This is a genomic window from Pseudoduganella sp. RAF19, assembly GCF_052114165.1.
GTDB lineage: Bacteria > Pseudomonadota > Gammaproteobacteria > Burkholderiales > Burkholderiaceae_D > Rugamonas.
The window spans coordinates 114726-136908 of sequence record NZ_JBFREF010000013.1 but is presented as its reverse complement, the minus strand read 5'-3'; the positions used below and the strand labels follow the sequence as shown (position 1 = coordinate 136908).

25 protein-coding genes are annotated in these 22183 nt (G+C 61.7%); 8 read left to right on the top strand and 17 right to left on the bottom strand.

Going from position 1 to position 22183, the window contains the following annotated elements:
• Position 1 precedes the first annotated feature (1 nt).
• The 3 genes from mreD to AB4Z19_RS28270 are packed head-to-tail and all read right to left on the bottom strand — an operon-like array spanning position 2 to position 2776.
• Complete coding sequence (mreD, locus tag AB4Z19_RS28280) at positions 2 to 514, bottom strand: rod shape-determining protein MreD (RefSeq protein ID WP_442028764.1); 513 nt, start codon at positions 512 to 514, stop codon at positions 2 to 4.
• Entirely contained in the window at positions 511 to 1689 is a 1179-nt protein-coding gene (gene mreC, locus AB4Z19_RS28275; RefSeq protein WP_442036834.1) for a rod shape-determining protein MreC, read from the bottom strand. The genes mreD and mreC overlap by 4 nt, the downstream gene beginning before the upstream one ends.
• Before the next feature lie 43 nt (positions 1690 to 1732).
• The gene (locus AB4Z19_RS28270; RefSeq protein ID WP_050409489.1) at positions 1733 to 2776 is read right to left on the bottom strand and encodes a rod shape-determining protein; all 1044 of its coding nucleotides are present in this window, start codon (positions 2774 to 2776) and stop codon (positions 1733 to 1735) included.
• 269 nt (positions 2777 to 3045) lie between these two features.
• Between AB4Z19_RS28270 and gatC the strand changes: the two genes are divergently transcribed.
• From gatC to gatB, 3 genes are all read left to right on the top strand, one after another.
• Positions 3046 to 3345 carry an Asp-tRNA(Asn)/Glu-tRNA(Gln) amidotransferase subunit GatC gene (gatC, locus tag AB4Z19_RS28265; protein WP_442022445.1) on the top strand — a complete coding sequence of 100 codons (300 nt, stop codon included), beginning with the start codon at positions 3046 to 3048 and terminating at the stop codon, positions 3343 to 3345.
• Between the two features lie 83 nt (positions 3346 to 3428).
• Entirely contained in the window at positions 3429 to 4904 is a 1476-nt protein-coding gene (gatA, locus tag AB4Z19_RS28260; RefSeq protein WP_442036831.1) for an Asp-tRNA(Asn)/Glu-tRNA(Gln) amidotransferase subunit GatA, read from the top strand.
• A 16-nt stretch (positions 4905 to 4920) separates the two neighbouring features.
• On the top strand, positions 4921 to 6384 hold the full coding sequence (gene gatB / locus AB4Z19_RS28255; protein WP_442036829.1) for an Asp-tRNA(Asn)/Glu-tRNA(Gln) amidotransferase subunit GatB: 1464 nt from the start codon (positions 4921 to 4923) through the stop codon (positions 6382 to 6384).
• Here gatB and AB4Z19_RS28250 read toward each other — a convergent pair.
• Both AB4Z19_RS28250 and AB4Z19_RS28245 read right to left on the bottom strand, forming a co-directional pair.
• On the bottom strand, positions 6381 to 7238 hold the full coding sequence (locus tag AB4Z19_RS28250) for an alpha/beta fold hydrolase (protein ID WP_442022441.1): 858 nt from the start codon (positions 7236 to 7238) through the stop codon (positions 6381 to 6383). The two genes, gatB and AB4Z19_RS28250, sit on opposite strands and share 4 nt — an antisense overlap.
• 14 nt (positions 7239 to 7252) lie before the next feature.
• Positions 7253 to 8230, bottom strand: a complete 978-nt coding sequence (locus tag AB4Z19_RS28245; RefSeq protein ID WP_442022439.1) for a quinone oxidoreductase family protein — start codon at positions 8228 to 8230, stop codon at positions 7253 to 7255.
• A 92-nt stretch (positions 8231 to 8322) separates the two neighbouring features.
• On the opposite strand from AB4Z19_RS28245, the gene AB4Z19_RS28240 reads away from it, so the two are divergent.
• Positions 8323 to 9201: a LysR family transcriptional regulator gene (locus tag AB4Z19_RS28240; protein WP_442022437.1), complete on the top strand. Its 879-nt coding sequence runs from the start codon at positions 8323 to 8325 to the stop codon at positions 9199 to 9201.
• On the opposite strand, the gene AB4Z19_RS28235 is transcribed toward AB4Z19_RS28240, so the two are convergent.
• From AB4Z19_RS28235 to pyrE, 6 genes are read right to left on the bottom strand one after another with little or no spacing between them, the layout of a single operon-like run.
• On the bottom strand, positions 9198 to 10661 hold the full coding sequence (locus tag AB4Z19_RS28235; RefSeq protein ID WP_442022435.1) for a radical SAM protein: 1464 nt from the start codon (positions 10659 to 10661) through the stop codon (positions 9198 to 9200). The two genes, AB4Z19_RS28240 and AB4Z19_RS28235, sit on opposite strands and share 4 nt — an antisense overlap.
• On the bottom strand, positions 10658 to 11410 hold the full coding sequence (locus tag AB4Z19_RS28230) for a hypothetical protein (protein WP_442022433.1): 753 nt from the start codon (positions 11408 to 11410) through the stop codon (positions 10658 to 10660). Before AB4Z19_RS28230 ends, AB4Z19_RS28235 begins: the two co-directional genes overlap by 4 nt.
• A gap of 28 nt (positions 11411 to 11438) precedes the next feature.
• Positions 11439 to 12203 carry a prolipoprotein diacylglyceryl transferase gene (locus tag AB4Z19_RS28225; protein ID WP_442036827.1) on the bottom strand — a complete coding sequence of 255 codons (765 nt, stop codon included), beginning with the start codon at positions 12201 to 12203 and terminating at the stop codon, positions 11439 to 11441.
• Positions 12178 to 12402, bottom strand: coding sequence for a hypothetical protein (locus tag AB4Z19_RS28220; protein ID WP_442022429.1), 225 nt, complete (start codon positions 12400 to 12402; stop codon positions 12178 to 12180). The genes AB4Z19_RS28225 and AB4Z19_RS28220 overlap by 26 nt, the downstream gene beginning before the upstream one ends.
• The gene (locus AB4Z19_RS28215) at positions 12402 to 12758 is read right to left on the bottom strand and encodes a hypothetical protein (protein ID WP_442022427.1); all 357 of its coding nucleotides are present in this window, start codon (positions 12756 to 12758) and stop codon (positions 12402 to 12404) included. Before AB4Z19_RS28215 ends, AB4Z19_RS28220 begins: the two co-directional genes overlap by 1 nt.
• Before the next feature lie 33 nt (positions 12759 to 12791).
• Positions 12792 to 13448 (bottom strand): orotate phosphoribosyltransferase, encoded by a 657-nt coding sequence (gene pyrE, locus AB4Z19_RS28210; RefSeq protein WP_442022425.1) that lies wholly within the window; start codon positions 13446 to 13448, stop codon positions 12792 to 12794.
• Between the two features lie 48 nt (positions 13449 to 13496).
• Between pyrE and AB4Z19_RS28205 the strand changes: the two genes are divergently transcribed.
• From AB4Z19_RS28205 to AB4Z19_RS28190, 4 genes are all read left to right on the top strand, one after another.
• A complete protein-coding gene (locus tag AB4Z19_RS28205; protein ID WP_442022423.1) occupies positions 13497 to 14267 on the top strand; it encodes an exodeoxyribonuclease III in 771 nt (256 codons plus the stop codon).
• A gap of 171 nt (positions 14268 to 14438) precedes the next feature.
• A complete protein-coding gene (locus tag AB4Z19_RS28200) occupies positions 14439 to 15041 on the top strand; it encodes a PEP-CTERM sorting domain-containing protein (RefSeq protein ID WP_442022421.1) in 603 nt (200 codons plus the stop codon).
• Between the two features lie 64 nt (positions 15042 to 15105).
• On the top strand, positions 15106 to 15507 hold the full coding sequence (locus AB4Z19_RS28195) for a hypothetical protein (RefSeq protein WP_442022419.1): 402 nt from the start codon (positions 15106 to 15108) through the stop codon (positions 15505 to 15507).
• A gap of 9 nt (positions 15508 to 15516) precedes the next feature.
• The gene (locus tag AB4Z19_RS28190) at positions 15517 to 16521 is read left to right on the top strand and encodes a hypothetical protein (RefSeq protein ID WP_442022417.1); all 1005 of its coding nucleotides are present in this window, start codon (positions 15517 to 15519) and stop codon (positions 16519 to 16521) included.
• On the opposite strand, the gene AB4Z19_RS28185 is transcribed toward AB4Z19_RS28190, so the two are convergent.
• Genes AB4Z19_RS28185 through AB4Z19_RS28160 form a run of 6 tightly spaced genes read right to left on the bottom strand, consistent with a single transcriptional unit; the run spans position 16522 to position 22176 of the window.
• On the bottom strand, positions 16522 to 17430 hold the full coding sequence (locus AB4Z19_RS28185; protein ID WP_442022415.1) for a pseudouridine synthase: 909 nt from the start codon (positions 17428 to 17430) through the stop codon (positions 16522 to 16524). It lies immediately after the preceding gene.
• A 3-nt stretch (positions 17431 to 17433) separates the two neighbouring features.
• Complete coding sequence (locus tag AB4Z19_RS28180) at positions 17434 to 18327, bottom strand: M48 family metallopeptidase (protein WP_442022413.1); 894 nt, start codon at positions 18325 to 18327, stop codon at positions 17434 to 17436.
• A 20-nt stretch (positions 18328 to 18347) separates the two neighbouring features.
• Complete coding sequence (gene metW, locus AB4Z19_RS28175; RefSeq protein WP_442022411.1) at positions 18348 to 18959, bottom strand: methionine biosynthesis protein MetW; 612 nt, start codon at positions 18957 to 18959, stop codon at positions 18348 to 18350.
• Positions 18956 to 20113, bottom strand: coding sequence for a homoserine O-succinyltransferase MetX (gene metX, locus AB4Z19_RS28170; RefSeq protein ID WP_442036825.1), 1158 nt, complete (start codon positions 20111 to 20113; stop codon positions 18956 to 18958). The genes metW and metX overlap by 4 nt, the downstream gene beginning before the upstream one ends.
• 27 nt (positions 20114 to 20140) lie before the next feature.
• Positions 20141 to 21889 (bottom strand): phosphoenolpyruvate--protein phosphotransferase, encoded by a 1749-nt coding sequence (gene ptsP / locus AB4Z19_RS28165; protein WP_442022451.1) that lies wholly within the window; start codon positions 21887 to 21889, stop codon positions 20141 to 20143.
• A 17-nt stretch (positions 21890 to 21906) separates the two neighbouring features.
• Positions 21907 to 22176 (bottom strand): HPr family phosphocarrier protein, encoded by a 270-nt coding sequence (locus AB4Z19_RS28160; protein WP_442022407.1) that lies wholly within the window; start codon positions 22174 to 22176, stop codon positions 21907 to 21909.
• Positions 22177 to 22183: the final 7 nt, after the last annotated feature.

The window sequence follows — 22183 nt, the reverse complement described above, 5'->3', positions numbered from 1 at the left end:
CTCAGATCGGACGGGTGTGGTCTTTATCCACGGCGCGGCGTTGCGGCGCCAGCAGGAACATCGTCACCACGGGCCACAGCAGCGCAGCCACAATACTCTCCAGGAAGAAGAACCAGCCCGGGAATTTGCTCGACACGATGAAGCGCACCAGCAGCTGCACGCCTTGCGCCAGAATCAGCAGGGGCAGCACATGCATGGCCTGGGTCCAGACGCGGAACCACAGCACACGGCGGTGCATCATGATGGCGAAGTAGGACAGCAGCGTGTAGGCCAGCGCGTTCTCGCCCAGCAGGGTGGCGTCGTGCACGTCCATCAGCAGGCCGAGGAAGAAGGCAGTGCCGATGCCGACCTTGCGCGGCTGATGGATACCCCAGAACACCAGCACCAGCGCTACGAAATCCGGTACGCCAACCATACGGCCCCAGGGCAGCATATTCAACAAGACCGCGCAGAGCAGGCTGAATGCGATGAACAGCGGGCTGACGGGCAGCAGGATGTATTGTGGACGGTTCATCGTGCAGGTTCCTTTTTCGCAGGAGCCGGAGCAGTAGCAGCAGGCGCCGGTGCGGCAGCGCGCGGCGCAGCGGCAGGCGGTGTGCTCAGGGTCGGCGTCATGCCAGCGGTGGCGGCACGCGGCGCCTGTGCAGCGGGGGCTCCGGCGCCTGGCACTACGCCAGGTGCAGCGGCAGCCGCAGCGCCGGCGGTTGGCGCCGCGCCCGATGTAGCGGCAGCAGGAGCGCCGCCGGCCGGAGCCGCCGCGGGAGCTGCCGGCGTTGCCGCCGGCTGCGCCGCATCCTTAGCGTCTTTCTTCTTCTTGGATGGCTTGACCACTTCCTCTTCCGGGGGACGTGGCGGAATCTCCGGCACGGACGTCAGAATCAACAGCTGCGTATTGCGCTCGATGCCTGCCAGCGGCTGGCACACGACGCGGCCAAAGGCGCCGGAGGAATTCTCCACCTGTGTCACACGTGCCACAGCCAGGCCGGCCGGATACACGCCGTCGATGCCGGAGGTGATCAGGATATCGCCCACCTGCACATCCGCATTGGGCGCCATGAAGCGCAGGTCCAGCGTGCCGGACTGGCCACGGCCATAGGCCACTGAGCGCAGGCCGCTACGCAGCACCTGCACAGGAATCGCCTGCTCCTTATCGGTCAGCAGCGTGACTTCGGAGGTGAAGGGGAACACGCGCGTCACCTGCCCTACCACGCCCTGGTTATCGATGACGGGCAGGCCAAGCTGCACGCCTTGCTGCGTGCCGCGGTTCAGGATGACTTTGCGGGTAAAGACGTCGCGCGCGTCGTACAGGATCTCGGCCAGCATGCTCTTGCCGGGAACGCGCTCTTTGGCGTCCAGCAGCTTGCGCAGCTGGTTGTTCTCGGCCTGGTAGAGCTGCGCCTGCTGCATCTGCATCGAGGACGCAATCTGCTGCTGCTTGAGGTCATTCACCTGTTTCTGCAGCGACGACAGCGTGGAGAAGTAGCTTCCCACGCCATTCACGGCGTCGCGCGGCAACAGGGCGGCCTGCTGTAGCGGATACAGCACGAAACCGACTCCCTTGCGAACAGCCGACAAAGCATCCATGCGCGAATCTGCAAAGAGCAGCGCAATCGAGATGGCGGCGAACACCATCATTTTGAAACGGGCGGACGCGCCTTGTTTGAACAGTGGCGGTGGGCTGTATTCCATGTCTTCCAATTAAGAAGGGCGGCTAGTGCCGCCCTTTCGGTCCTTACTCGTAGGAGAAGATGGACCCCAGCTGGTCCATGCGCTCCAGCGCCATGCCGGACCCTCGCACCACGCAGGTCAGCGGATCTTCCGCCACCAGCACCGGCAGGCCCGTCTCTTCCATCAGCAGGCGGTCCAGATCGCGCAGCAGCGCGCCGCCGCCGGTCAGCATCATGCCTTTTTCGGCGATGTCGGCGCCCAGTTCAGGCGGGGTCTGTTCCAGCGCGTTCTTCACGGCGGAGACGATGTTGTTCAGCGGGTCGGTCAGCGCTTCCAGGATCTCGTTGGACGAGATGGTGAAGGAACGCGGAATACCTTCGGACAGGTTGCGGCCCTTGACTTCCATTTCCTTGACTTCGGAACCCGGGAAGGCGGAGCCGATGGCTTTCTTGATGGCTTCGGCGGTCTGCTCGCCGATCAGCATGCCGTAGTTACGGCGGATGTAGTTGACGATGGCTTCATCGAACTTGTCGCCGCCCACGCGCACCGAGCCTTTGTAGACCATGCCGCCCAGGGAAATGATGCCCACTTCGGTGGTACCGCCACCGATGTCGACCACCATCGAGCCGGTTGCGTCGGACACCGGCAAGCCGGCGCCGATTGCCGCTGCCATCGGTTCTTCGATCAGGTAGACCTGGGAAGCACCGGCGCCCAGTGCGGATTCACGAATCGCACGGCGCTCAACCTGGGTGGAGCCGCAAGGTACGCAAATGATGATGCGTGGCGATGGGCGGAAGAATTTGGAGTCGTGCACCATGCGGATGAACTGCTTCAGCATCTGCTCGGTGACGGTGAAGTCGGCGATCACGCCGTCTTTCATCGGACGGATGGCTTCGATATTGCCGGGCACCTTGCCCAGCATCTGCTTTGCTTCCTTACCAACCGCCTGGATGGTTTTCTTGCCGTTCGGGCCGCCTTCCTGGCGGATCGCAACGACGGACGGTTCATCCAGCACAATGCCGGAACCGCGTACATAAATCAGGGTGTTCGCCGTACCCAGGTCAATGGCCAGGTCAGACGAGATATAGCGACGTAAAAAACCAAACATGAGTGTCCTGTGGCGCGAGGTCGCGCATTAATTCGTTATTTAAAGTATCCGGTACGAATGCGGCCGGGCGAGTATTCAGCTCCAGCAGCGCATTAACCCGCGATTGTACCTTATAATTTGCAGGATATTTGCCCTAAATCCACTCTATTGTGCGTGCCTGCAACCGTTGAAATAAACGGTGTTGGCAGCTAAATACGAGTTGATCGGCGAATGAATAAGTAAATTATCAATACGACAATCAAATACGCGGGTTCGCCCGCCGCACAGCCATGTCCCTGACACTATCCGACGTAAAACGAATTGCCAATCTGGCACAGCTGGAAATGGGCGAGGAACAGTCCGCTGCGATGCTGGACAAGCTGAACGGCATTTTCGCCCTGGCTGAAGAAATGCAAGCCGTGGACACCGACGGCGTCGCGCCGCTGAGCCATCCGCTGGCCGCTCACATGCAGGTTGCCCTGCGCCTGCGCGAAGACGCGCCGACCGAGCCAAATCGCCGCGACGATTACCAGAAAGTGGCGCCGAAGACCGAAGACGGCCTGTACCTGGTGCCGAAAGTGATCGACTAACAGAACCAGAGGCGTAAAACAGGTGGCTGCCACGGCGTGGCAGCCACCAGCTCCCCGCCTCGGGTTTTCCAGAAGAACGAACCATGCATACCAAGACTATTAAAGAGCTGTCCGATCTGCTGCAGAAGAAGGAAGTCACCGCAGTCCAGCTGGCGAACCACTTCCTCGACCGCATCGAGAAAAGCGACCTGAATGCCTTCCTGCACGTCGACCGCGCGCTGACCATCGCGCAAGCGGAAGAAGCCGACCGCCGCATCGCTGCCGGCACCGCCACGCCGCTGACCGGCGTGCCGATCGCGCACAAGGATATTTTCGTGACCCAGGACTGGCGTTCCACCGCCGGCTCCAAAATGCTGGCCAACTATGTGAGCCCGTTCAACGCGACGGTCGTTGAAAAGATGAAGGCTGCCGGCATGGTCACCCTGGGCAAGCTGAATTGCGATGAATTCGCGATGGGCTCGTCCAATGAGAACTCGGCCTTCGGCGCCGTGAAGAATCCGTGGGACAAGGCAGCCATTCCAGGCGGTTCGTCCGGCGGTTCGGCGGCGGCCGTGGCTGCGCGCCTGGCGCCCGGCGTGACCGGCACCGACACCGGCGGCTCGATCCGCCAGCCGGCCTCGTTCTGCGGCATCACCGGCATCAAGCCAACCTATGGCCGCGCATCGCGCTTCGGCATGATCGCTTTCGCCTCCTCGCTGGACCAGGCAGGCCCGATGGCGCAGACCGCGGAAGACTGCGCGCTGCTGCTGTCCGCCATGACCGGCTTCGACGAGCGCGACGCCACCAGCCTGACGCCTGAACAAGGCAACGTGGCGGAAGACTACACGCGCGATCTGAACAAGCCGCTGACCGGCCTGCGCATCGGCGTGCCGAAGGAGTATTTCGGCGAGGGCCTGGCGGCTGACGTGGAGAAGGCCGTGCGCGCCGCGCTGGCCAAATTCGTCGAACTGGGCGCGACCCTGGTCGATATCTCGCTGCCGAATACCGCGCTGTCGATTCCTGCTTATTACATGGTGGCTCCGGCGGAAGCATCGTCCAACCTGTCCCGTTTCGACGGCGTGCGCTACGGCTTCCGCGCCGAAGGCTACAAAGACCTGCAGGACATGTACCGCAAGACCCGCGCGCAAGGCTTCGGTCCTGAAGTGCAGCGCCGCATCATGGTCGGCACCTACATCCTGTGCCACGGCTATTACGACGCGTACTACCTGAAGGCACAAAAGATCCGCCGCAAGATCACCGAAGACTTCGCGAAGGCGCTGGGCGAGCAATGTGACGTGATCATGGGGCCTGTGGCGCCGACCGTGGCCTGGGACCTGGGCTCGAAAGCGGATGATCCGGTCGCCAACTACATGGCCGACATCTTTACGCTGTCGACCAGCCTGGCCGGTCTGCCTGGCATGTCCATCCCTGCCGGTTTCGGCGAAGGCGAGAAGAACGCCAAGCGCCCAGTGGGCTTGCAGATCATCGGCAACTACTTCGCCGAAGCGAAGCTGCTGAATATCGCCCACCAGTTCCAACTGGCGACCGACTGGCACAAGCGCGCTCCGGCGGGCATCTAAGACAAGAGAGAAGAATATGGAATGGGAAGTCGTTATCGGTCTTGAGAACCACGTTCAGCTCACGACCGTTTCCAAAATTTTCAGCGGCTCGCCGACCCAGTTCGGCGCCGAGCCGAACACGCAAGCCAGCCCGGTTGACCTGGCGCTGCCTGGCGTGCTGCCGGTCATGAACAAGGCCGCCGTCGAGCGCGCTATCCGCTTCGGCCTGGCCGTGGACGCGAAAATCGCGCCGCAGTCGCAGTTCGCCCGCAAGAACTACTTCTATCCGGATCTGCCGAAGGGCTACCAGATTTCGCAGTTCGAAGATCCGGTGGTACAAGGCGGCCAGCTGACTTTCGGCTACGAGAAGGATGGCCAGTTCGTCACCAAAACCGTGAACCTGACCCGTGCTCACCTGGAAGAGGACGCAGGCAAATCGCTGCACGAGGACTACCACGGCATGTCCGGCATTGACCTGAACCGCGCCGGTACGCCGCTGCTGGAGATCGTGTCCGAGCCGGAAATGCGCTCCGCTGCTGAAGCCGTGGCTTACTGCAAAGCCCTGCACGGCCTGGTGGTATGGCTGGGCATCTGCGACGGCAATATGCAGGAAGGCTCCTTCCGCTGCGACGTGAACGTGTCCGTGCGTCCGAAAGGCCAGAAGGAATTCGGCACCCGCTGCGAGATCAAGAACCTGAACTCCTTCCGCTTCATCGAGGAAGCGGTGCACGTCGAAGTGCGCCGCCAGATCGAGCTGCTCGAAGACGGCGGCAAGGTCGTACAAGCCACCCGCCTGTACGATCCGGACCGCAAGGAAACCCGCGCCATGCGCACCAAGGAAGACGCGCAGGATTACCGCTACTTCCCCGACCCGGATCTGCCGCCGCTGATGATTTCCGAAGACTGGATTCAGCGCGTGAAGGCCGATATGCCGGAACTGCCGGCCGTGATGCGTACCCGCTTCATCGAAGAGTACAAGCTGCCTGAGTACGACGCCCTGGTGCTGACCGCGTCCAAAGGCATGGCCAACTACTTCGAAGGCGTGGTTGCCGCTGCGGGCAAGGAGAACGCGAAGGCTGCTGCGAACTGGCTGATGGGCGACGTATCGTCCACCCTGAACCGCGAAGGCGTTGAGATCGTGGACGCGCCGGTGCTGCCTGCGCAGCTGGCCGGCATGCTGAAGCGCATCGCTGACGGCACGATCTCCAACAAGATCGCGAAGGAAGTGTTCGGCGCGATGTGGGAAGCCAAGTCGCAAGACCCGAACCTGGTCGATGTAATCATCGACCAGAAAGGCCTGAAGCAGATTTCCGACACTGGCGCGCTGGAAGCCATCGTCAACGAAGTCATCGCCAACAACGAGAAGTCCGTTGAGCAGTACCGCGCCGGCAAGGAAGCGGCCATCAATGCGCTGATCGGCCAGGCGATGAAGGCCTCCAAAGGCAAGGCCAACCCGGCCCAGCTGACCGAGCTGCTGAAGAAGAAGCTGGCTGAAGGTTAAGCCCGCGCCTCCATCCACTTGAGGATGTCTGCGAAGATCTCTTCGCGGTTCACCTCATTGAAGTTCTCGTGATAATTCGAAGCCTGGTGGTTGATTTCCACCAGCTTCGGATTCACCGTCGCCAGCATGGCCATCGTGGCCTTCGCATCGGCCAGCTTGTCATCCCCCGCAACAACGGCATACATCTGCCAGCGCCACGCCGGCATCTTCTCCGCCAGTCCCTTCTGCGCCTGCTGCAAAGCATGGCCGAAGCGCACCGTGCATTCGGACGCGCGAATATCGTCCGCTTCATCGCGGTGATGACGCTCCGTGATGGCTTTGTCATGCGTGAGCACATCGGTCAGTGAAGCCAGCGGCACCTTCATGCTCGGCATGTAGCGTGCCAGCACGCTGGACATCCCCTGCAGCACCGCCGGCACCTTGATCGCATTCACGTAATACGGCGATGACAGTACAAAGCCCTTCACCTGCTCATCGCGCGCCATGCGCTCCAGGCCGAAGCGCGTGGCAATCAGCGCGCCCATCGAATGGCCCATGATGAAGATGGGCAGGCCGGGATAGTGCTGCTTGGTCCAGTGCAGGAACAGCTCTACCTCGTCGAGAAAAATATCAAAGTCCGGAATATCGACGCGGCGCGCCTTTTCGTGGCCGCACAGGTCGAATGCGACCGTGGCGATGCCGTACCGCTTGAACCACAAGGCAGGCGTCACGTAATCGCCCGCATGCGCCATGCCTCCGTGTATCGCCAGCAGCACGGCGCGCGGCTGCGCCGGTTCCCAGATGTGGATGGTGCGCTCTGCGCCCTGACGCCCTTTGAACTGGGCGAATCGGTCTTCTTCGTATCGATTTGTCATCAGGGCAGTATAGCTCAAGGCCGCAGCAGCAAGGCTCCTGTCGTGGTACCGCTTTCCAGCTTGCGTTGTGCTTCCGCCGCAGCGCGCAGCGGCAGCACCTCGCCAATCGGCAGCTTCAGGCCGCGCTCAAGATGCGCCAGCGTCGTCAGCGCACCGGCGCGATACCACGCCGGGTCGCGCATGTAATTGAACACGCTGGGGCGGCTGAGCGAGATCGGATGCTTCGGCCCGAGGTCGGAGACGGCAATACCGCCCGGCGCCCCTGCCACTTCGCCTACGCTGGCCACCATGCCGAAAGTCCGCACCGTTTGCAGCGTGCGTTTCAGCGTGTCGCCACCGATGCCATCGACGGCGAAATGCACGCCCTGCCCGTCCGTCAGCGCCAGTGTGGCCGCCACGAAGTCTTCCTCGTGATACAGGATGGCGTGATCCAGGCCGTGGGCCAGCGCCAGCTCGGCCTTTTCCCTGCTGCCTACCGTGCCGATCACGCGCACGCCGAGCGCCTTGGCCCACTGCGTCAGCAACAGGCCAAGTCCACCTGCGGCAGCGTGCACCAGCAGGGTTTCGCCGGCGCGCAGAGGATGGTTGTGGGCGAACAGCATGTGGGCCGTAATCCCTTTCAGCATCGACACTGCGGCGATATCGTCCGGCACCTTATCCGGTAGCGGCACCAGGAATGGTGCAGGCACATTGGCCGCGCTGGCATAGCTGCCTGCAAACGGACGCGAATAGGCCACGCGCTGGCCGGGCACAAATTCCGTCACGCCGTCGCCGAGCGCTTCCACCACGCCAGCCGCTTCCGCGCCGGGAATGAACGGCAGCGCGGGCGCGCCGTACTTGCCGCTGCGCTGGTAAATGTCGACGTAATTCACGCCGATGGCCGTGTGCCGCACGCGCACCTCGCCCGGCGCCGGCGCGGGCAGATTCAGGGCTTCGGCTTCGAGCACTTCGGGGCCGCCGGTAGTGTGCATACGGATCGCGATGTCTTGCATGGTCTTCTCCCGTTGATTGATCAGCGAGACCAGTCTATTCCGTGCATAATCACTCGAACATTCCCTAAATATCGTCACAATCTGTGCAAAAATTGGCAGACATTCCCTTCCAGTGGGACGACATCCGCTACTTCCTTGCGCTGGCGCAGGAAGGCAGCCTGTCCGGTGCGGCGCGCAAACTGAAGGTCGAGCACTCGACCGTGGCAAGGCGCGTGGAGATGCTGGAGCAAGCGCTGACCGTGCGTCTGTTCGACCGCGTGCCGCGCGGCTGGACATTGACGCCGGAAGGCGAAACGCTGGCCGCCCAGGCCCTGCGCATCGACGAGGAAGCACAGGCCTTTGCGCGCGCCGCCAGCGGCGTTTCGGCCCTGAGCGGCGTCGTGCGCATTTCGGCGCCGCCCACGCTGGCAACCTACTTCTTCGCGCCACGCCTGCTGCCGCTGCGCCAGCGCTGGCCGGGCATTACGCTGGAGCTGGTGGGCGAAGTGCGGCAGGTGAACCTGAGCCGCCGTGAAGCCGACCTGGCGATCCGCCTGATGCGTCCTACCGCGCCAGGCCTGTCGGCGCGGGCATTGGGCGATATGCATTTCGGCCTTTACGCACGGCCGGAATGGCTGGCGCGTCCCGAAGAGGAATGGGAATTCGTTGGCTACGACGACAGCCTGCGCGACTCGCCCCAGCAGCAATGGCTGGAGCAGTTCACCGGCAGGCGCAATACCGTCGTTCGCTCGAATGATCTGGGCATTCTGCTGGAAGCGGCGGTGGCCGGCGTTGGCGTGGTGCTGCTGCCCCACTTCATCGGCCGCTGCGATCCGCGCCTGCAGCCGGTACCGCAGCACATCTGCCCTGCCACACGCAAACTGTGGCTGGTGATGCACCCCGACCTGCGCCGCTCACCGCGCGTACGCACGGTGGCCGATGCCATCGTTGAAATCGTCGAGCGCGAAAAACCGCTGCTCGCAGGCGCTTAGTCCGCTGCGATCGGAATCGTGCGCGCCGTCGTGCGCTGCGCGAACTGGCCGGCGATGCTGCCACGGATTGCCTGAAGGCGGCGGTCATCGCGGTATAGCAGATTGAAGCTTTCGAACGGTACCAGGCGCCCATCCGGCTGGGCGAAATGGATGCAGGATTTTTTCAGCGCCCGCACATCCAGCGAGTAAGCATCCATGAACTGTACAATCAGCACCCGGAACACATTGTCGTAGCGTAGCTCGGACGGCGCACTGACCAGCGGCAGACAGCACATCAACTCGGACAGACAATTCGCCTGCGACTCCGGCGAGTGATTGGTGGAGAACAGCTTGAACACCTGATCCTTGACCGTGCTGCGCAACGATTCGTCGCGCTCAAACACGATGGTGTTGCCGCTGCCTTCCACCAGCGTTTGCGGATCGAGATAGCGCGTCAGCGGCACCGTGCGTTCCGGCGTCTTGATCGCGTAGGCCATGGCCAGCGTGTCCGGATTGCAGGGCACCGGCACCACGTCCTGCAAGCAGAACAGATTGCTCTGCTCGGCGATCTTGCGGCGGATTTCTGAGACGGTCAGCCGATGCAGGCGCGGATCATAGTTCTCCACGCGGCCCGCATCCTGGATCGGCTGCAACGTTACACCGCGCACGCAAGGCTGCTTCAGCGCGAAGTCGATGATGTCGCCGATCTCGTCGTCGTTCAGGCCCTTTTTCAGGGTGACCACCAGCGTCGTCGACAGCCCTGCTTCATTCAGGTTTTCCAGCGCCTGCTGGCGGATGCGGCGCAAGTCGGCGCCACGCAGCTCCTTGTGCACGTCCGCGCGCAGCGAGTCGAACTGCAGATAGACTTCCACGCCCGGCGCGTACGTGGCCAGGCGGCGCACGAAGTCCTTGTCCTGCGCCAGCACGATGCCGTTGGTGTTGACCATGACATGGCGGATCGGCCGCGCCATGGCCGCGTCCATGATTTCCCAGAACTGAGGATGCAGCGTCGGTTCGCCACCCGATAGCTGCATCACATCGGCGTCGCCTTCGTTTGCCACCACGGCGTCCAGCATGCGGATCACCTCCTCCAGCGGCTTATGGCGCTCGCGATGCGTGCCGCTTTCGGCATAGCACACCGGGCAATTCAGGTTGCAGTTGTCGGTGATCTCGACCACGGACAGGCAGGAATGCTGCATATGGTCCGGGCACAGTCCACAGTCGTACGGACAGCCATACGCCATCTTCGTATTGAACTGCTGCGGCATCTCGGGATGCTTGACGAAGACTTCGCGGCACAGGCGGTAATATTCGACATCGTCGCTGACCAGCACGCGCTCGGTGCCGTGCGCGCCGCACCACTTGTCCATATAGACCTTGTCATCCTTGAAGATGATCTTGGCTTCGGCGGGATGCAGACATTGCGAACACACTGAGGTCGTGGTGTCGTAAAACAGATAGGGACGGGTCTTGCGGCTCATTTCCACTCCTTCAGTGTGGGCGCAGAGTAGCGCGCCAGCGATTCGTCAACCATACGGCGCAACGCCGTCGAGCGCAGGCGCGCCGCCTCCAGCATGTCGGCACTGGCCAGCGACTGCGCTTTCGCCAGCTCGCTGGAACGCGGCGGCAGCAACATCAGCAGCGCCAGCTCTTCGGTTTGCGCTGCCGGATTTTTTGATTCCGACGTGAAGCGCCAGTACATGGCGTCCGGCGAGGGAAAGCCACAATGCAGCACGCCACGTGCGCGCCACAGTGCCGTCTCTTCCGGCGCGGGTTTGATCATGACCCGGTCGTCGGAGAACAGTCCGGCAAAGACGTCGGTCGAACTTTCCGTGCGATGTCCGATCGAATAGCGGCAGGACTGGCTGGCCGCACGCCGCAGCAGCTCCCAGCCGCGCTCCACATCACGAAAAGGTTTGCTCGTCTCTGCATAGCCGCCAATGCCCGCGCCGCGCACCATGATCCGGCCGAGTATGAATTCTGCCCAGGGATTATTTTCCTGTACCGCTTCCTTGAGCAAAGCCACGCCGCGCGGAAACTGGCTGGTTCCTGCATAGTTGCTGGTCAGCTGCAACGCCAATCCAACGCGCGCATTCATATCGCCTCGCGCGCTTTTCGCCTCAAGTGCTGCCACCTTCTCATCCCAGCTTGTGCGATATGCCGCGGCACCGCGCTGGTTCTGGATCATGGTCGAAATGCAGCCGGTGCCGCCGATGAGCGCGAGTGCCACGACGACCATCGTAGCGCGGCCGGATGTTCTAAGCTGTTTCTGCATATCCTGGTTTGGACAAGGCCTGTCTGAACAGCAGCGGCAGATAGCAGGCCAGCGCAATCACGCACACCAGCTGGATGCCACTGAGTCCACCGGCATATTGATAAGGCACGGGCTTGATGGCATCCACCAGCAGGCGCCATGCCAGGTAGCCCGCCAGATAGAACTTGAATGCAAGACCGCTCTTTTGCTGCAGCCACGGACGCGCATACAGCAAACCACCGCCCCAGATCAGGGCGAACAGCATGTCGTAGATTTGCGTTGGATGGCGCGGGATGCCGTCACCGAAGTCGATGGCCCAAGGCAGGCCGCTGGCGACACCATAAGTGCCATCGTTCAGGCCCGCGAGAAAGCAGCCGATGCGGCCGATGATCGTGCCGGCGACCAGCGGCAGCACAAATTGATCGCCCGTCGAATGCTGGATGCCGGACAGCTTCTTGGCCAGCTCCACGCCGATCAAGCCGCCCAGCAGACCGCCGACAATGGACTGTCCGCTGGCCCATGCCTGCAGGCTGGCGCCATGTTCGGCCCACAGCTGCGGCCATTCGATCCAGAACACGAGTTTATTGCCGATGGCCGCGCCAAGTATGCAGCCGATCACCACCGCAAACGATCCGGGCTGCAGCATACCGCCCTGCCCTGCGCGGCGGCGCTGCCAGCGATAAACCTGCACGCCGGCTGCCAGCGCAGCCCACTCGAACAGCAAGTGGACCATGTGCGCCGTATCAGGCGTCAGGACCGGCGCTTTCATCAAGCTGTTTTTTGGCCCAGATCTTGTAGATGGCGTAGCCACAAGCGCCCGCAATTGCGAGGCCGATCAGCGCCAGGATCATGATTCCCGGTTCGGCGTCCCCCGCCGAGGCGGCAAAGCCAAGCAGTCCGCACATGCCGAACCCGATCAGGCAGAAGGCCAGAAAGAGCGTCAGCACAACGCGCAGGACGATGTTCATCAACTGGTGATGCTGAGTGTGACGCCCATCTGGAGCAGCAGCTCAAGATCGGCCAGAGAAAAGTCGAGGGCTTCGCCGCCGGCGTATGCCACGCGCAGTTCGGCGGCGATATTGGCGGCGTCAAAGGTGATGCCGCGCGCCTGGCACTCGGCCAGGTAGGCGCGGATCTGTTGCAGCACGACCGCCGGGCTGGGGTCCGTGCCGATGGTGACGAAAAAGCCCGCATCGATGTGCGTGCGCCCGCTAGGGCCGGGTTCGCCCTTCTGCCAGGCGTTCTCCGGCTCGCTGGGCAAGCCGTCGCGCACATCGGCCAACGCAGTCTCGTCGCCGTATACTTTCAACGTGGCAATATTCATGCGGCCTAGTCTAGCACACGGCTGAGCGATGGTTTACTCGACGCCGTATTTACTGCGGTATGCAGCAACAGCGTCCTTGTGTTGTGCAAGCGACGGGTCGGCGGACAGGTAGGTGAACAGGTCGGCCAGGCTGCCGATCGACACCACCGGAATGCCATAGTTCTTGCTCACCTCCTGCACGGCGGACAGTTCGGACATCACGCCATCCTTGGCGCCGCGTTCCATACGGTCCAGCGCGATCAGCACGGCGCATGGCTCGGCGCCCGCAGCGCGGATCATGTTCACGGATTCGCGCACCGAGGTGCCGGCCGAGATCACGTCGTCGATGATGACGACCTTGCCGGTCAGCTTGGCGCCCACCAGGGTGCCGCCTTCGCCGTGGTCCTTGGCTTCCTTGCGGTTGTAGGCGAACGAGGTGTTGCGGCCCTTATTGGCCAGCGCCATGGCGGTGGCGGAGGCCAGCGTAATGCCCTTGTAGGCCGGGCCGAACAGCATGTCGAATTCGATGCCGGAGTCCAGCAAGGTCTGGGCGTAGAAGTCCGCCAGCTTCACCAGCGTGGCGCCGTCATGGAACAGACCTGCGTTGAAGAAATAGGGCGATTGGCGCCCTGCTTTGGTCGTAAACTCGCCGAATTTCAGCACTCCCGCCTGTACGGAAAACGCGATAAACTCTTGCCTCAAATTACTCATAGTGCACCCATCTCTGTTCAAAGTGCCCGTATTTTAACCGGAACCTCTATGCCAAAAATCATTTCCGCCAACCTGAACGGTATCCGCTCCGCCGCCAAGAAGGGCTTTTTCAACTGGATGGGAACGGTGGACGCCGACATCATCTGCGTGCAGGAATTGAAGGCGCAGGCAGGCGACATGACGGAAGAATTCCTGAATCCGCACGGCTACCACGGCCACTTCCACTACGCGGAGAAGAAGGGTTACTCCGGCACTGGCATTTACAGCAAGATTGCACCGGATACCGTGAAAATCGGCTTCGGCGCCCCGGAATTCGATGCCGAAGGCCGCTACGTACGCGCCGACTTCGGCAACCTGACCGTGATTTCCGTGTACTGCCCATCCGGTTCCTCGTCCGAAGAGCGCCAGCTAGCCAAATTCCGCTTCATGGACCTGTTCCTGCCGCACCTGCAGGAACTGATCGCAGAGGGCCGCGAATTCGTGATTTGCGGCGACTGGAATATCGCGCACAAAGAGATCGACCTGAAGAACTGGAAAGGTAATCTGAAGAACTCCGGCTTCCTGCCGGAAGAGCGGGCCTGGATGACCAAGCTGTTCGATGAAGTCGGCTACGTGGACGTGCACCGCGGCCTCGATCCGCGCCCGGAGCAATACACCTGGTGGAGCAACCGCGGCCAGGCCTACGCGAAGAACGTTGGCTGGCGCATCGATTACCACGTCGCAACTCCAGGCATCGCTTCCAAGGCGCACACGGTTTCCGTCTACAAGGAAGTGAAGTTCTCCGATCACGCACCGTTGATCATTGAATATCATCCGTAACTGTCGGCATTTTTTACATCCGGGCGGCAAGATTGAATCAGCGCTTGCCGCCGTCGCGTCACTTCCCCCATGAAATCAGAAGCTTGCAGGTGCCGCCAGCCCGGCAGGAACAAAGCTTGCTCCCTGGCAGTTTAAGCTGCCCTACGTGACAGCCTTTTGCTGGAGGGAACCATGAAACTTGCTCAATTCCTGACGGCCGCCGCATTGCTTGCGACCACCGCCACCATCCCCGCCCACGCCGGACTGCTGACCTTCGACGACCTGACCTACAGCGACGTCGGCAGCATGCCAGGCACCTATGAGGGCTTTACCTTCAATCATTGGTACTTCATCAACAGCCCGCCCTACAGTTTTCATCCGGCGTCAGGTATCACCATCATCTACAACGCCGAGTCGCCCTACAGCAATGCTCCCGAAATCCTGTTCGGTGGCAGCTATGATGTTCTGAGTGTCTACCTGGAAGATTACAGCGCCAGTTCAGTGACCCTGCGCGGCTATTCGGGGGCGACCGAGCTATACAACGTCACGATTGCCGTGACCGGCGCGATGGTCAAGCACACGCTCAATTTCATGGGCATCGACCGCTTCGTAATGGAAGTACCGGACACCAGGTACAGCTTCCTGGACAACCTCGAGTTCGAACCCAGCAGTGACGGCACCGACGGTGGCGGCGGTGCTGCGGCGGAAGTGGCCGAGCCGGGAGCGCTGGCACTGCTGGGACTTGGCCTGGCCGGTGTAAGCGCCATGCGCCGACGGCAGCGTTATGCCATCTGATTAGCAACACACTGTTGTATGCCGAATTACCCGCAGGCGGGACAAAATGGTTATAGTTACTCCTATGAAAACCACACTTGTCCTATTCCTGCTCGGTATTAAGAGCAGCTATATCAACGACGAAGAGTCGGAAGCCACCGAAGAGCAGTTCGATACGATCCAGTTCGTCCAGAACGAGAAAGGCGCCTGGCGCGTGAAGACGTTTGCGGAAGACGAAGATGTGCATCTGTGGTCGATCGCTGCGGAGGGCGACCTCGTCGAACTCGCGGTCGAAAGCACCAATAAACACTACGGCGACGTGATCGACCGCGCCTTTGTCATCGAAAGCCAAGATGGCGTTGAAGGCCTGCGCCGAGAGCTGAAGAAGCAGGGCCTGAGCGATCACCTGGAAATCTCGCCGAAAGGCCCGATGTTCTGGGCGCCGCCGGACAGCGACTACAGCCCGAAGTCCGCGCCTACTGAATAGGACTGAAGTTTGAAGCGACTCCTGTTTTTCATGGCCGCTCTGGCGGCCGGTCCCGTTTGGGCCGAAGAAGCGCCACAGCCAATTCAAGGTACATGGACCGGACGAATCGGCAACAGCCCGGTCAACGCCTGCTTCACGCAAAGCGACGCCCACTATTTCTACCTGAAGCACCTGAACGGCATTCAGCTGGCTGCCGCTGAAGGGAATCTTTGGGCCGAGACAAATGGCAAATGGAAGATCGACCAGGTCACCGAGGTTGAAGTGCAAGGCGTCTGGCTTGGCGATGGCAAGCGCCTGACCATCCATCTGAACCGCCTCGCGCCCTTGCAGGAAGATGGCGGCTGTGGCGCGGCTTATTACGCGCCCGTCCTGAAAGCCATCAAATACGAATATCGCAATGCCAAAGTGGCCGGCCTGCCGCTGCGGATCGCCAAGTCTCCGCTGGGAGAAGCCTTCGAACTGACAGCTAACTCCAGCGCCGCCCACAAGATCAATGCATACACCAGACACTGGCTCAATGAGCAGGCAATCAGCGCCTTCAGCTGCCAGCTGAATGGCGGTGGCGGATGGGAAAGCGACCTGACGGCAGACCGGGTGATGGGCGATTACCTGCTGGTTGGCGACAACGAACAGGATAACTACTGCGGCGGCCCGCACGGCAATTCCGCGCACTCCGTGCACACTTTCGACTTGCGCACGGGTGACCAGGTCAATACCCTTGCCTGGCTAAAGGATGGCGAGGCAAGCCTCAGCAGCGGCAGCGACGAGCATCCAAAGCACCCGCTGCGCAAGCTGATCGAAAAGCTGAACCCGCGCACGGACTGCAAGGAATTCAATAGCGACTTCGGACTTGAGGCGCCCTACCCTACAGATACCGGCCTCGCTTTCTACAGCGACTATCCGCACGCAGGCCGCGCCTGCAACGAAGCGATTGTCGTCAGCTACGGCAAGCTGGGGCCTTTCCTGTCCAATGAAGGCAAGGCATTTGTGCGCAGCATGCAGGTCAAGCGCTGATTAAAGCTGCTGCTTGCTTTCGAAGTAGCGCCATTCGCCCGTCAGCGGATCAGGGAAACCGATGGCGCGCGCCAGCAGCTTTAACGGCGCGGACACGTCGTCCTGCTTGCACGGCAGCGCCACCGGATAGAACACGTCGTTGACGATGGGGATGCCCAGTGCTGACAGGTGCACCCGCAGCTGGTGCTGGCGTCCCGTGTGCGGCCACAGGCGGTACAGTACATGCTCTCCGCGCGGCTCCACCACATCAATCATGGTTTCGGAATTCGGTTCGCCCGGCTCTTCCTTCATCGTGAAAAATTTATCGCCTTCCACCATGCGGCTGCGATAAACGAAGGGGAATTCGCGGCCCGGCAGCGGGCCGGCCAGCGCTTCGTACTCCTTCTGCACCAGGCGTTTCTGGAACAGCGACTGATAGGCGCCGCGGCTGTTCAGGTTTGCCGAGAAGATCACCACGCCCGCCGTTTCGCGGTCCAGGCGGTGAATCGGCACCAGCTCCTCGATGCCCAGCTTCTGGCGCAGGCGCACCAGCAAGGTCTCTTTCAGGAAGCGGCCGGTTGGAATCGTCGGCAGGAAATGCGGCTTGTCGGCGACGATGATGTGTTCGTCCTGATACAGGATCTCTTCGTGGAAGGGGATCGGCGTTTCCGCCTCCAGCTCACGGTAGTACCAGATGCGCATGCCCTGCTTGTAGCGTGCGTTTGGCATCAGCGGTGCGCCCTGCCCGTCCACCACATCGCCGCGCTCCATACGCTCGCGCCACTGCGCTTCCGTCACCGCGGGATAGTTGGATGCCATGAAAGTCAGCATATCCGGCCATTGGCCTTCAGGCAGCCAGAGAAAACTTGGCGTGACACCGTCGCGCATAGGCAGCGGCGGCTTGCCGTGGAACTTCACGGTGGAGGACATCGATCAGGCTTTAGGCGGCAGTGGCGTGGTCTTGTAGGGCGGCAGCGCTTCCACCGACAGGCCGCGTGTGCGGGCATAGACCGGCAGGACCAGCGGCAGATTCTTGTTCATCTCGTTGATGCGCGTCTCGCCGCTCGGGTGCGTGGACAGGAACTCCATCGGCTGGCGCGCGCTCGCGGCGCTCATCTTCTGCCACAGCGCGACGCCTGCACGCGGATCGAAGCCGGCGCGGGATGCCAGGTCCAGGCCGACAATATCGGCCTCCGTTTCCTCGCCGCGCGAGAAATGCAGGTTGACCATTTGCGCGCCGATGCCGGCCACCGTGTCCGTCACGCGCGGATCGAGGCCGAAGTAAGCCGCGGCGCCGGCCCCCAGCAGCTTGCCGATGCCTGAGGTAACCGACGACTCAGCCATCCGCTTGCGCGCGTGCTCGCGCAGCGCGTGCGAGATTTCGTGGCCCATCACCATGGCCACTTCGTCGTCAGTCAGATTCAGTTTTTCAAGGATGCCGGTGTAGAAGGCGATACGTCCGCCGGGCATGCAGAAGGCATTGACCTGGTCGGAATCGAGCAGGTTCACTTCCCACTTCCAGTTGGCGGCCGAAGGATTCCAGCGCGCCGTGTAAGGAATGATGCGTTTTGCAATAGCGCGCAAGCGCTGCACACGCGGATCGGTGGCCGGGATGAGCGAGCGCTCTTTCTGCGCTTCCTGCAGCAGCTGGGTGTATTGCAGCTTGGATTGTTGATCGACCGTCTCTTCATCCGCGAGGATGCGCACCGGCGACAGCTTGCTGACGGGGATACCATCCTGCTGTGTTTCCGGCTGGCGCGCAGGCGCCACACTGGCGAAGCCCGCCAGCGCCAGCAACGCGACAGTATGCTTGAGCGTCCTTTTCATGCGAAATAAGATAGCACAGGTCAGTGCGCTGCCCGCTTGCGCAAGCGGAATACGGCGAGGTCGCCGCGCAGGTTAGGCATCACGTTGACGATCTTGCCTTCGGCCAGGGCCACGCATTCGATCACTTCCAGGCCCACTTCTTCCGCGAGCTCCTGGAAATCCTTGATGGTGGCACAGCGCACGTTTGGCGTGTCGTACCACTGATAAGGCAGCGACTTGGACACCGGCATGCGGCCGCGCGCCAGCGCAATGCGGTGCGGCCAGTAGGCGAAGTTTGGGAAGGACACGATGGCTTCGCGGCCCACCCGCACGATGTCGCGCAGCAGATCTTCCACATGCTTCATCATCTGCAGCGAGGACAGGCACAGCACCGTATCGAAGCTGTTGTCGCCAAAGATGCCCAGGCCGCGCTCGAAGTCTTGCTGGACCACGCGCACGCCGCGTTTGGTGGATTGCAGCACCTGCTCGTCCGCCAGCTCCAGGCCGTAGCCGGTGCAGGATTTGTCGGTCTGCAGATAATTCATCATCACGCCATCGCCGCAGCCGACGTCCAGCACGTGGGCGCCAGTCTTTACCCAGTGGGCGATGAAGGCGAGGTCGGGACGGGCTTTGCTCAGCTCATCGAAAGTCATGCTGCGGATTCCTTGTTCGTTTCGTTCCAGACCTGCTCGTAGTAAGCGCCGACCATATTCATGTAGCGCGAGTCTTCCAGCAGGAAGGCATCGTGGCCGTGCGGCGCATCGATTTCGGCGTAAGTCACTTCGCGGCGGTTCGCCAGCAGGGCCTGCACGATTTCACGGCTGCGCTCCGGCGAGAAGCGCCAGTCGGTAGTGAAGGACGCCAGGAAGAACTTGGCCTTGGTGCCCGCCAGCGTCCTGGTCAGATCGCCATCGTATTTGCGCGCGGGGTCGAAATAATCGAGCGCCTTGGTGATCAGCAGATAGGTGTTGGCGTCGAAGTATTCGGCAAACTTGTCGCCCTGGTAGCGCAGGTAGGACTCGATCTCGAAGTCGATGCCAAAGCCGAATTTGTAGTCGCCGCCATTGGTGGCAATGTCGCGCAGCTTGCGGCCGAACTTCTCCGCCATATCGTCGTCGGACAGATAGGTGATGTGCCCCACCATGCGCGCCACTTTCAGGCCGTTCTTCGGCACCACGCCGTGTTCGTAGAAATTGCCTTCGCGGTAGTCCGGGTCGGACAGAATCGCCTGGCGCGCCACGTCGTTGAAGGCGATGTTCTGCGCCGACAGTTTCGGCGTCGATGCGATCACCAGGCAGTGGCGCAAACGATCCGGATACATGATGGACCAGGYCAGCGCCTGCATGCCGCCCAGCGAGCCGCCCATCACGGCGGCAAACTGCCGGATGCCCAGCTGGTCGGCCAGGCGCGCCTGCGCAGCGACCCAGTCTTCCACCGTCACGACAGGGAAGCCTGCGCCATAAGGCTTACCGGTTTCCGGGTTGTTGTGCATCGGACCGGTGGAACCGAAGCAGGAGCCCAGGTTATTCACGCCGATGACAAAGAACTTGTCCGTATCCAGCGGCTTGCCGGGACCGACCATATTGTCCCACCAGCCCACGCTTTTCGGATTGTCCGCGTAATAGCCCGCGACGTGGTGCGAAGCGTTCAGCGCATGGCACACCAGCACGGCGTTGGATTTGTCGGCGTTCAGCGTGCCATAGGTCTCGTACATCAGCATGTAATCGCGCAGCGACGCTCCGCTTTGTAGCTGAAGGGGTTCCGCAAAATGCATGGTCTGCGGCGAGACGATTCCGATCGAAGGCATGTGAGTCCGAATTGTTTGGATTTGGTGTTACAGGGCTTGCAGGGCGATGACCGCGTCCGCGATCGCATCCGGGTCCATCGAGCGCATGATGCGGCGCGTGTACGGTGCGATCTGCTCCAGGTCCGTGTTCAGGATTTCCTGCTTCACGGACAGCAGCTGTGCCGGATGCATCGAGAATTCGCGCAGGCCCATGCCCAGCAGCAGACGGGTCAACTTGGCATCGCCCGCCATTTCGCCGCACACGGCCACGTCGATACCGGCCTTGTGGCCAGCGGCGATGGTCATGGAAATCAGCTGAAGTACGGCGGGATGCAATGGATTGTAAAGGTGGGCCACCTCATAATCAACCCGGTCGATCGCCAGCGTGTACTGGATCAGGTCATTGGTGCCGATGGACAGGAAGTCCATTTTCTTCACGAACATCGGCAGCGCCAGCGCAGCCGCCGGAATCTCGATCATGGCGCCGACCTGCACTTCCGGATCGAACTTCTCGCCCGCTTCGCGCAGCTGCGCCTTGGCCTGTTCGATCATGGCCAGCGACTGTTCGATTTCGAAGGCGTGCGCCAGCATCGGGATCAGGATGCGCACCTTGCCATGCGCAGAGGCGCGCAGGATCGCACGCAGCTGGCACAGGAAGACCTGCGGCTCGGACAGGCAGTAGCGGATGGCGCGCAAGCCCAGCGCCGGATTCAGCGCCGTGTGTTCGGTTTGATCAAGCGGCTTGTCGGCGCCGATATCCAGGGTACGGATGGTGACTACCCGCCCCTTCATGGCCAGCACGGCTTTCTTGTATTGCTCGAACTGCTCGTCCTCGGATGGCATATCGCCTTCGCGGCCCATGAACAGGAATTCGGAACGGAACAGGCCCACGCCAACCGCGCCGGCTTCCAGCGCCGGCGGGCAATCGTCGGGCAGCTCGATATTGGCCAGCAGGGTAATCGGCGTGCCGTCCTTGGTGATGGCGGGCGTCTTTTTCAACTTGCCCAGTTTTTTGCGGGCGCGCATGGCGGCCATCTGCCGCTCGCGGTATTGCTCCAGCACCTGCGCACTTGGCGTGACGATCACCACGCCCGCATCGCCGTCGATGATGACCCAGTCATCCTGTTCGATCAGCTGCGATGCGGTGGACATGCCGACGGCCGCCGGAATATCCAGCGAGCGCGCCACAATCGCCGTGTGCGAGTTCTGGCCGCCGACATCGGTCACGAAGCCGATGAAGGAGCGGTCGCGGAACTTCAGCATATCGGCCGGGGAAATATCGTGGGCCACCACGATCATCTGGGCCAGGAATTCGTCGCCTTCGAGCTCGCCCTGCTTCGGCATGAGCTGCTCGGAACCCATCAGCACCTTGAGCACACGCTCGGCAACTTGCTGGATATCGGCTTTGCGCTCGCGCAGGTAAGCGTCTTCGATTTCGTCGAACTGGGCGGACAGCTCGTCGATCTGGGTCAGCAGCGCCCACTCGGCGTTGTAATGGCGGCTGCGGATGATGTCCAGCGGCGCCTCGGAAATCATGGGGTCCGACAGGATCAGGGCATGCACGTCGATGAAGGCGCCCAGCTCAGTCGGCGCGTCCTTCGGCAGCTCGTTCCATAAGGTTTGCAGCTCGCGGTGCACGGCGGCCAGCGCCTGCTGCAGGCGCTGCACTTCCGCTTCCACATGCTCCTCGGCGATCAGGTAGTGCTTGACGTCCAGCGCGGCGGGCGCCAGCAGGTGCGCGCGGCCAATTGCGATGCCACGCGATACCGGAATGCCGTGGAGGGAGAATGAGGCCATCGGGCTGCCGTCCCGCATTACTCGCCTTCGCCGAATTTATCGTTGACGAGGGCGACCAGCGCGTTGATGCATTCCTGCTCGTCTCCACCGTCCGCCTCCAGCAGGACTTTGGCGCCCTTCCCCGCGGCCAACATCATCACGCCCATGATGGACTTGGCGTTGATGCGGCGACCGTTGCGGGTCAGCCAGACGTCGCTCTGGAACTTCGCGGCCAGCTGGGTGAATTTGGCGGAGGCACGGGCATGCAATCCAAGTTTGTTGATAATTTCGAGTTCTTGCTGAATCATTGTTTTA

Bases quoted from the DNA above. Each gene is read 5' to 3' on its own strand.
- mreD (WP_442028764.1), bottom strand. From the start codon at position 514: ATGAACCGTCCACAATACATCCTGCTGCCCGTCAGCCCGCTGTTCATC.
- mreC (WP_442036834.1), bottom strand. From the start codon at position 1,689: ATGGAATACAGCCCACCGCCACTGTTCAAACAAGGCGCGTCCGCCCGT.
- AB4Z19_RS28270 (WP_050409489.1), bottom strand. From the start codon at position 2,776: ATGTTTGGTTTTTTACGTCGCTATATCTCGTCTGACCTGGCCATTGAC.
- gatC (WP_442022445.1), top strand. From the start codon at position 3,046: ATGTCCCTGACACTATCCGACGTAAAACGAATTGCCAATCTGGCACAG.
- gatA (WP_442036831.1), top strand. From the start codon at position 3,429: ATGCATACCAAGACTATTAAAGAGCTGTCCGATCTGCTGCAGAAGAAG.
- gatB (WP_442036829.1), top strand. From the start codon at position 4,921: ATGGAATGGGAAGTCGTTATCGGTCTTGAGAACCACGTTCAGCTCACG.
- AB4Z19_RS28250 (WP_442022441.1), bottom strand. From the start codon at position 7,238: ATGACAAATCGATACGAAGAAGACCGATTCGCCCAGTTCAAAGGGCGT.
- AB4Z19_RS28245 (WP_442022439.1), bottom strand. From the start codon at position 8,230: ATGCAAGACATCGCGATCCGTATGCACACTACCGGCGGCCCCGAAGTG.
- AB4Z19_RS28235 (WP_442022435.1), bottom strand. From the start codon at position 10,661: ATGAGCCGCAAGACCCGTCCCTATCTGTTTTACGACACCACGACCTCA.
- AB4Z19_RS28225 (WP_442036827.1), bottom strand. From the start codon at position 12,203: ATGAAAGCGCCGGTCCTGACGCCTGATACGGCGCACATGGTCCACTTG.
- AB4Z19_RS28220 (WP_442022429.1), bottom strand. From the start codon at position 12,402: ATGAACATCGTCCTGCGCGTTGTGCTGACGCTCTTTCTGGCCTTCTGC.
- AB4Z19_RS28215 (WP_442022427.1), bottom strand. From the start codon at position 12,758: ATGAATATTGCCACGTTGAAAGTATACGGCGACGAGACTGCGTTGGCC.
- pyrE (WP_442022425.1), bottom strand. From the start codon at position 13,448: ATGAGTAATTTGAGGCAAGAGTTTATCGCGTTTTCCGTACAGGCGGGA.
- AB4Z19_RS28205 (WP_442022423.1), top strand. From the start codon at position 13,497: ATGCCAAAAATCATTTCCGCCAACCTGAACGGTATCCGCTCCGCCGCC.
- AB4Z19_RS28200 (WP_442022421.1), top strand. From the start codon at position 14,439: ATGAAACTTGCTCAATTCCTGACGGCCGCCGCATTGCTTGCGACCACC.
- AB4Z19_RS28195 (WP_442022419.1), top strand. From the start codon at position 15,106: ATGAAAACCACACTTGTCCTATTCCTGCTCGGTATTAAGAGCAGCTAT.
- AB4Z19_RS28185 (WP_442022415.1), bottom strand. From the start codon at position 17,430: ATGTCCTCCACCGTGAAGTTCCACGGCAAGCCGCCGCTGCCTATGCGC.
- AB4Z19_RS28180 (WP_442022413.1), bottom strand. From the start codon at position 18,327: ATGAAAAGGACGCTCAAGCATACTGTCGCGTTGCTGGCGCTGGCGGGC.
- metW (WP_442022411.1), bottom strand. From the start codon at position 18,959: ATGACTTTCGATGAGCTGAGCAAAGCCCGTCCCGACCTCGCCTTCATC.
- ptsP (WP_442022451.1), bottom strand. From the start codon at position 21,889: ATGGCCTCATTCTCCCTCCACGGCATTCCGGTATCGCGTGGCATCGCA.
- AB4Z19_RS28160 (WP_442022407.1), bottom strand. From the start codon at position 22,176: ATGATTCAGCAAGAACTCGAAATTATCAACAAACTTGGATTGCATGCC.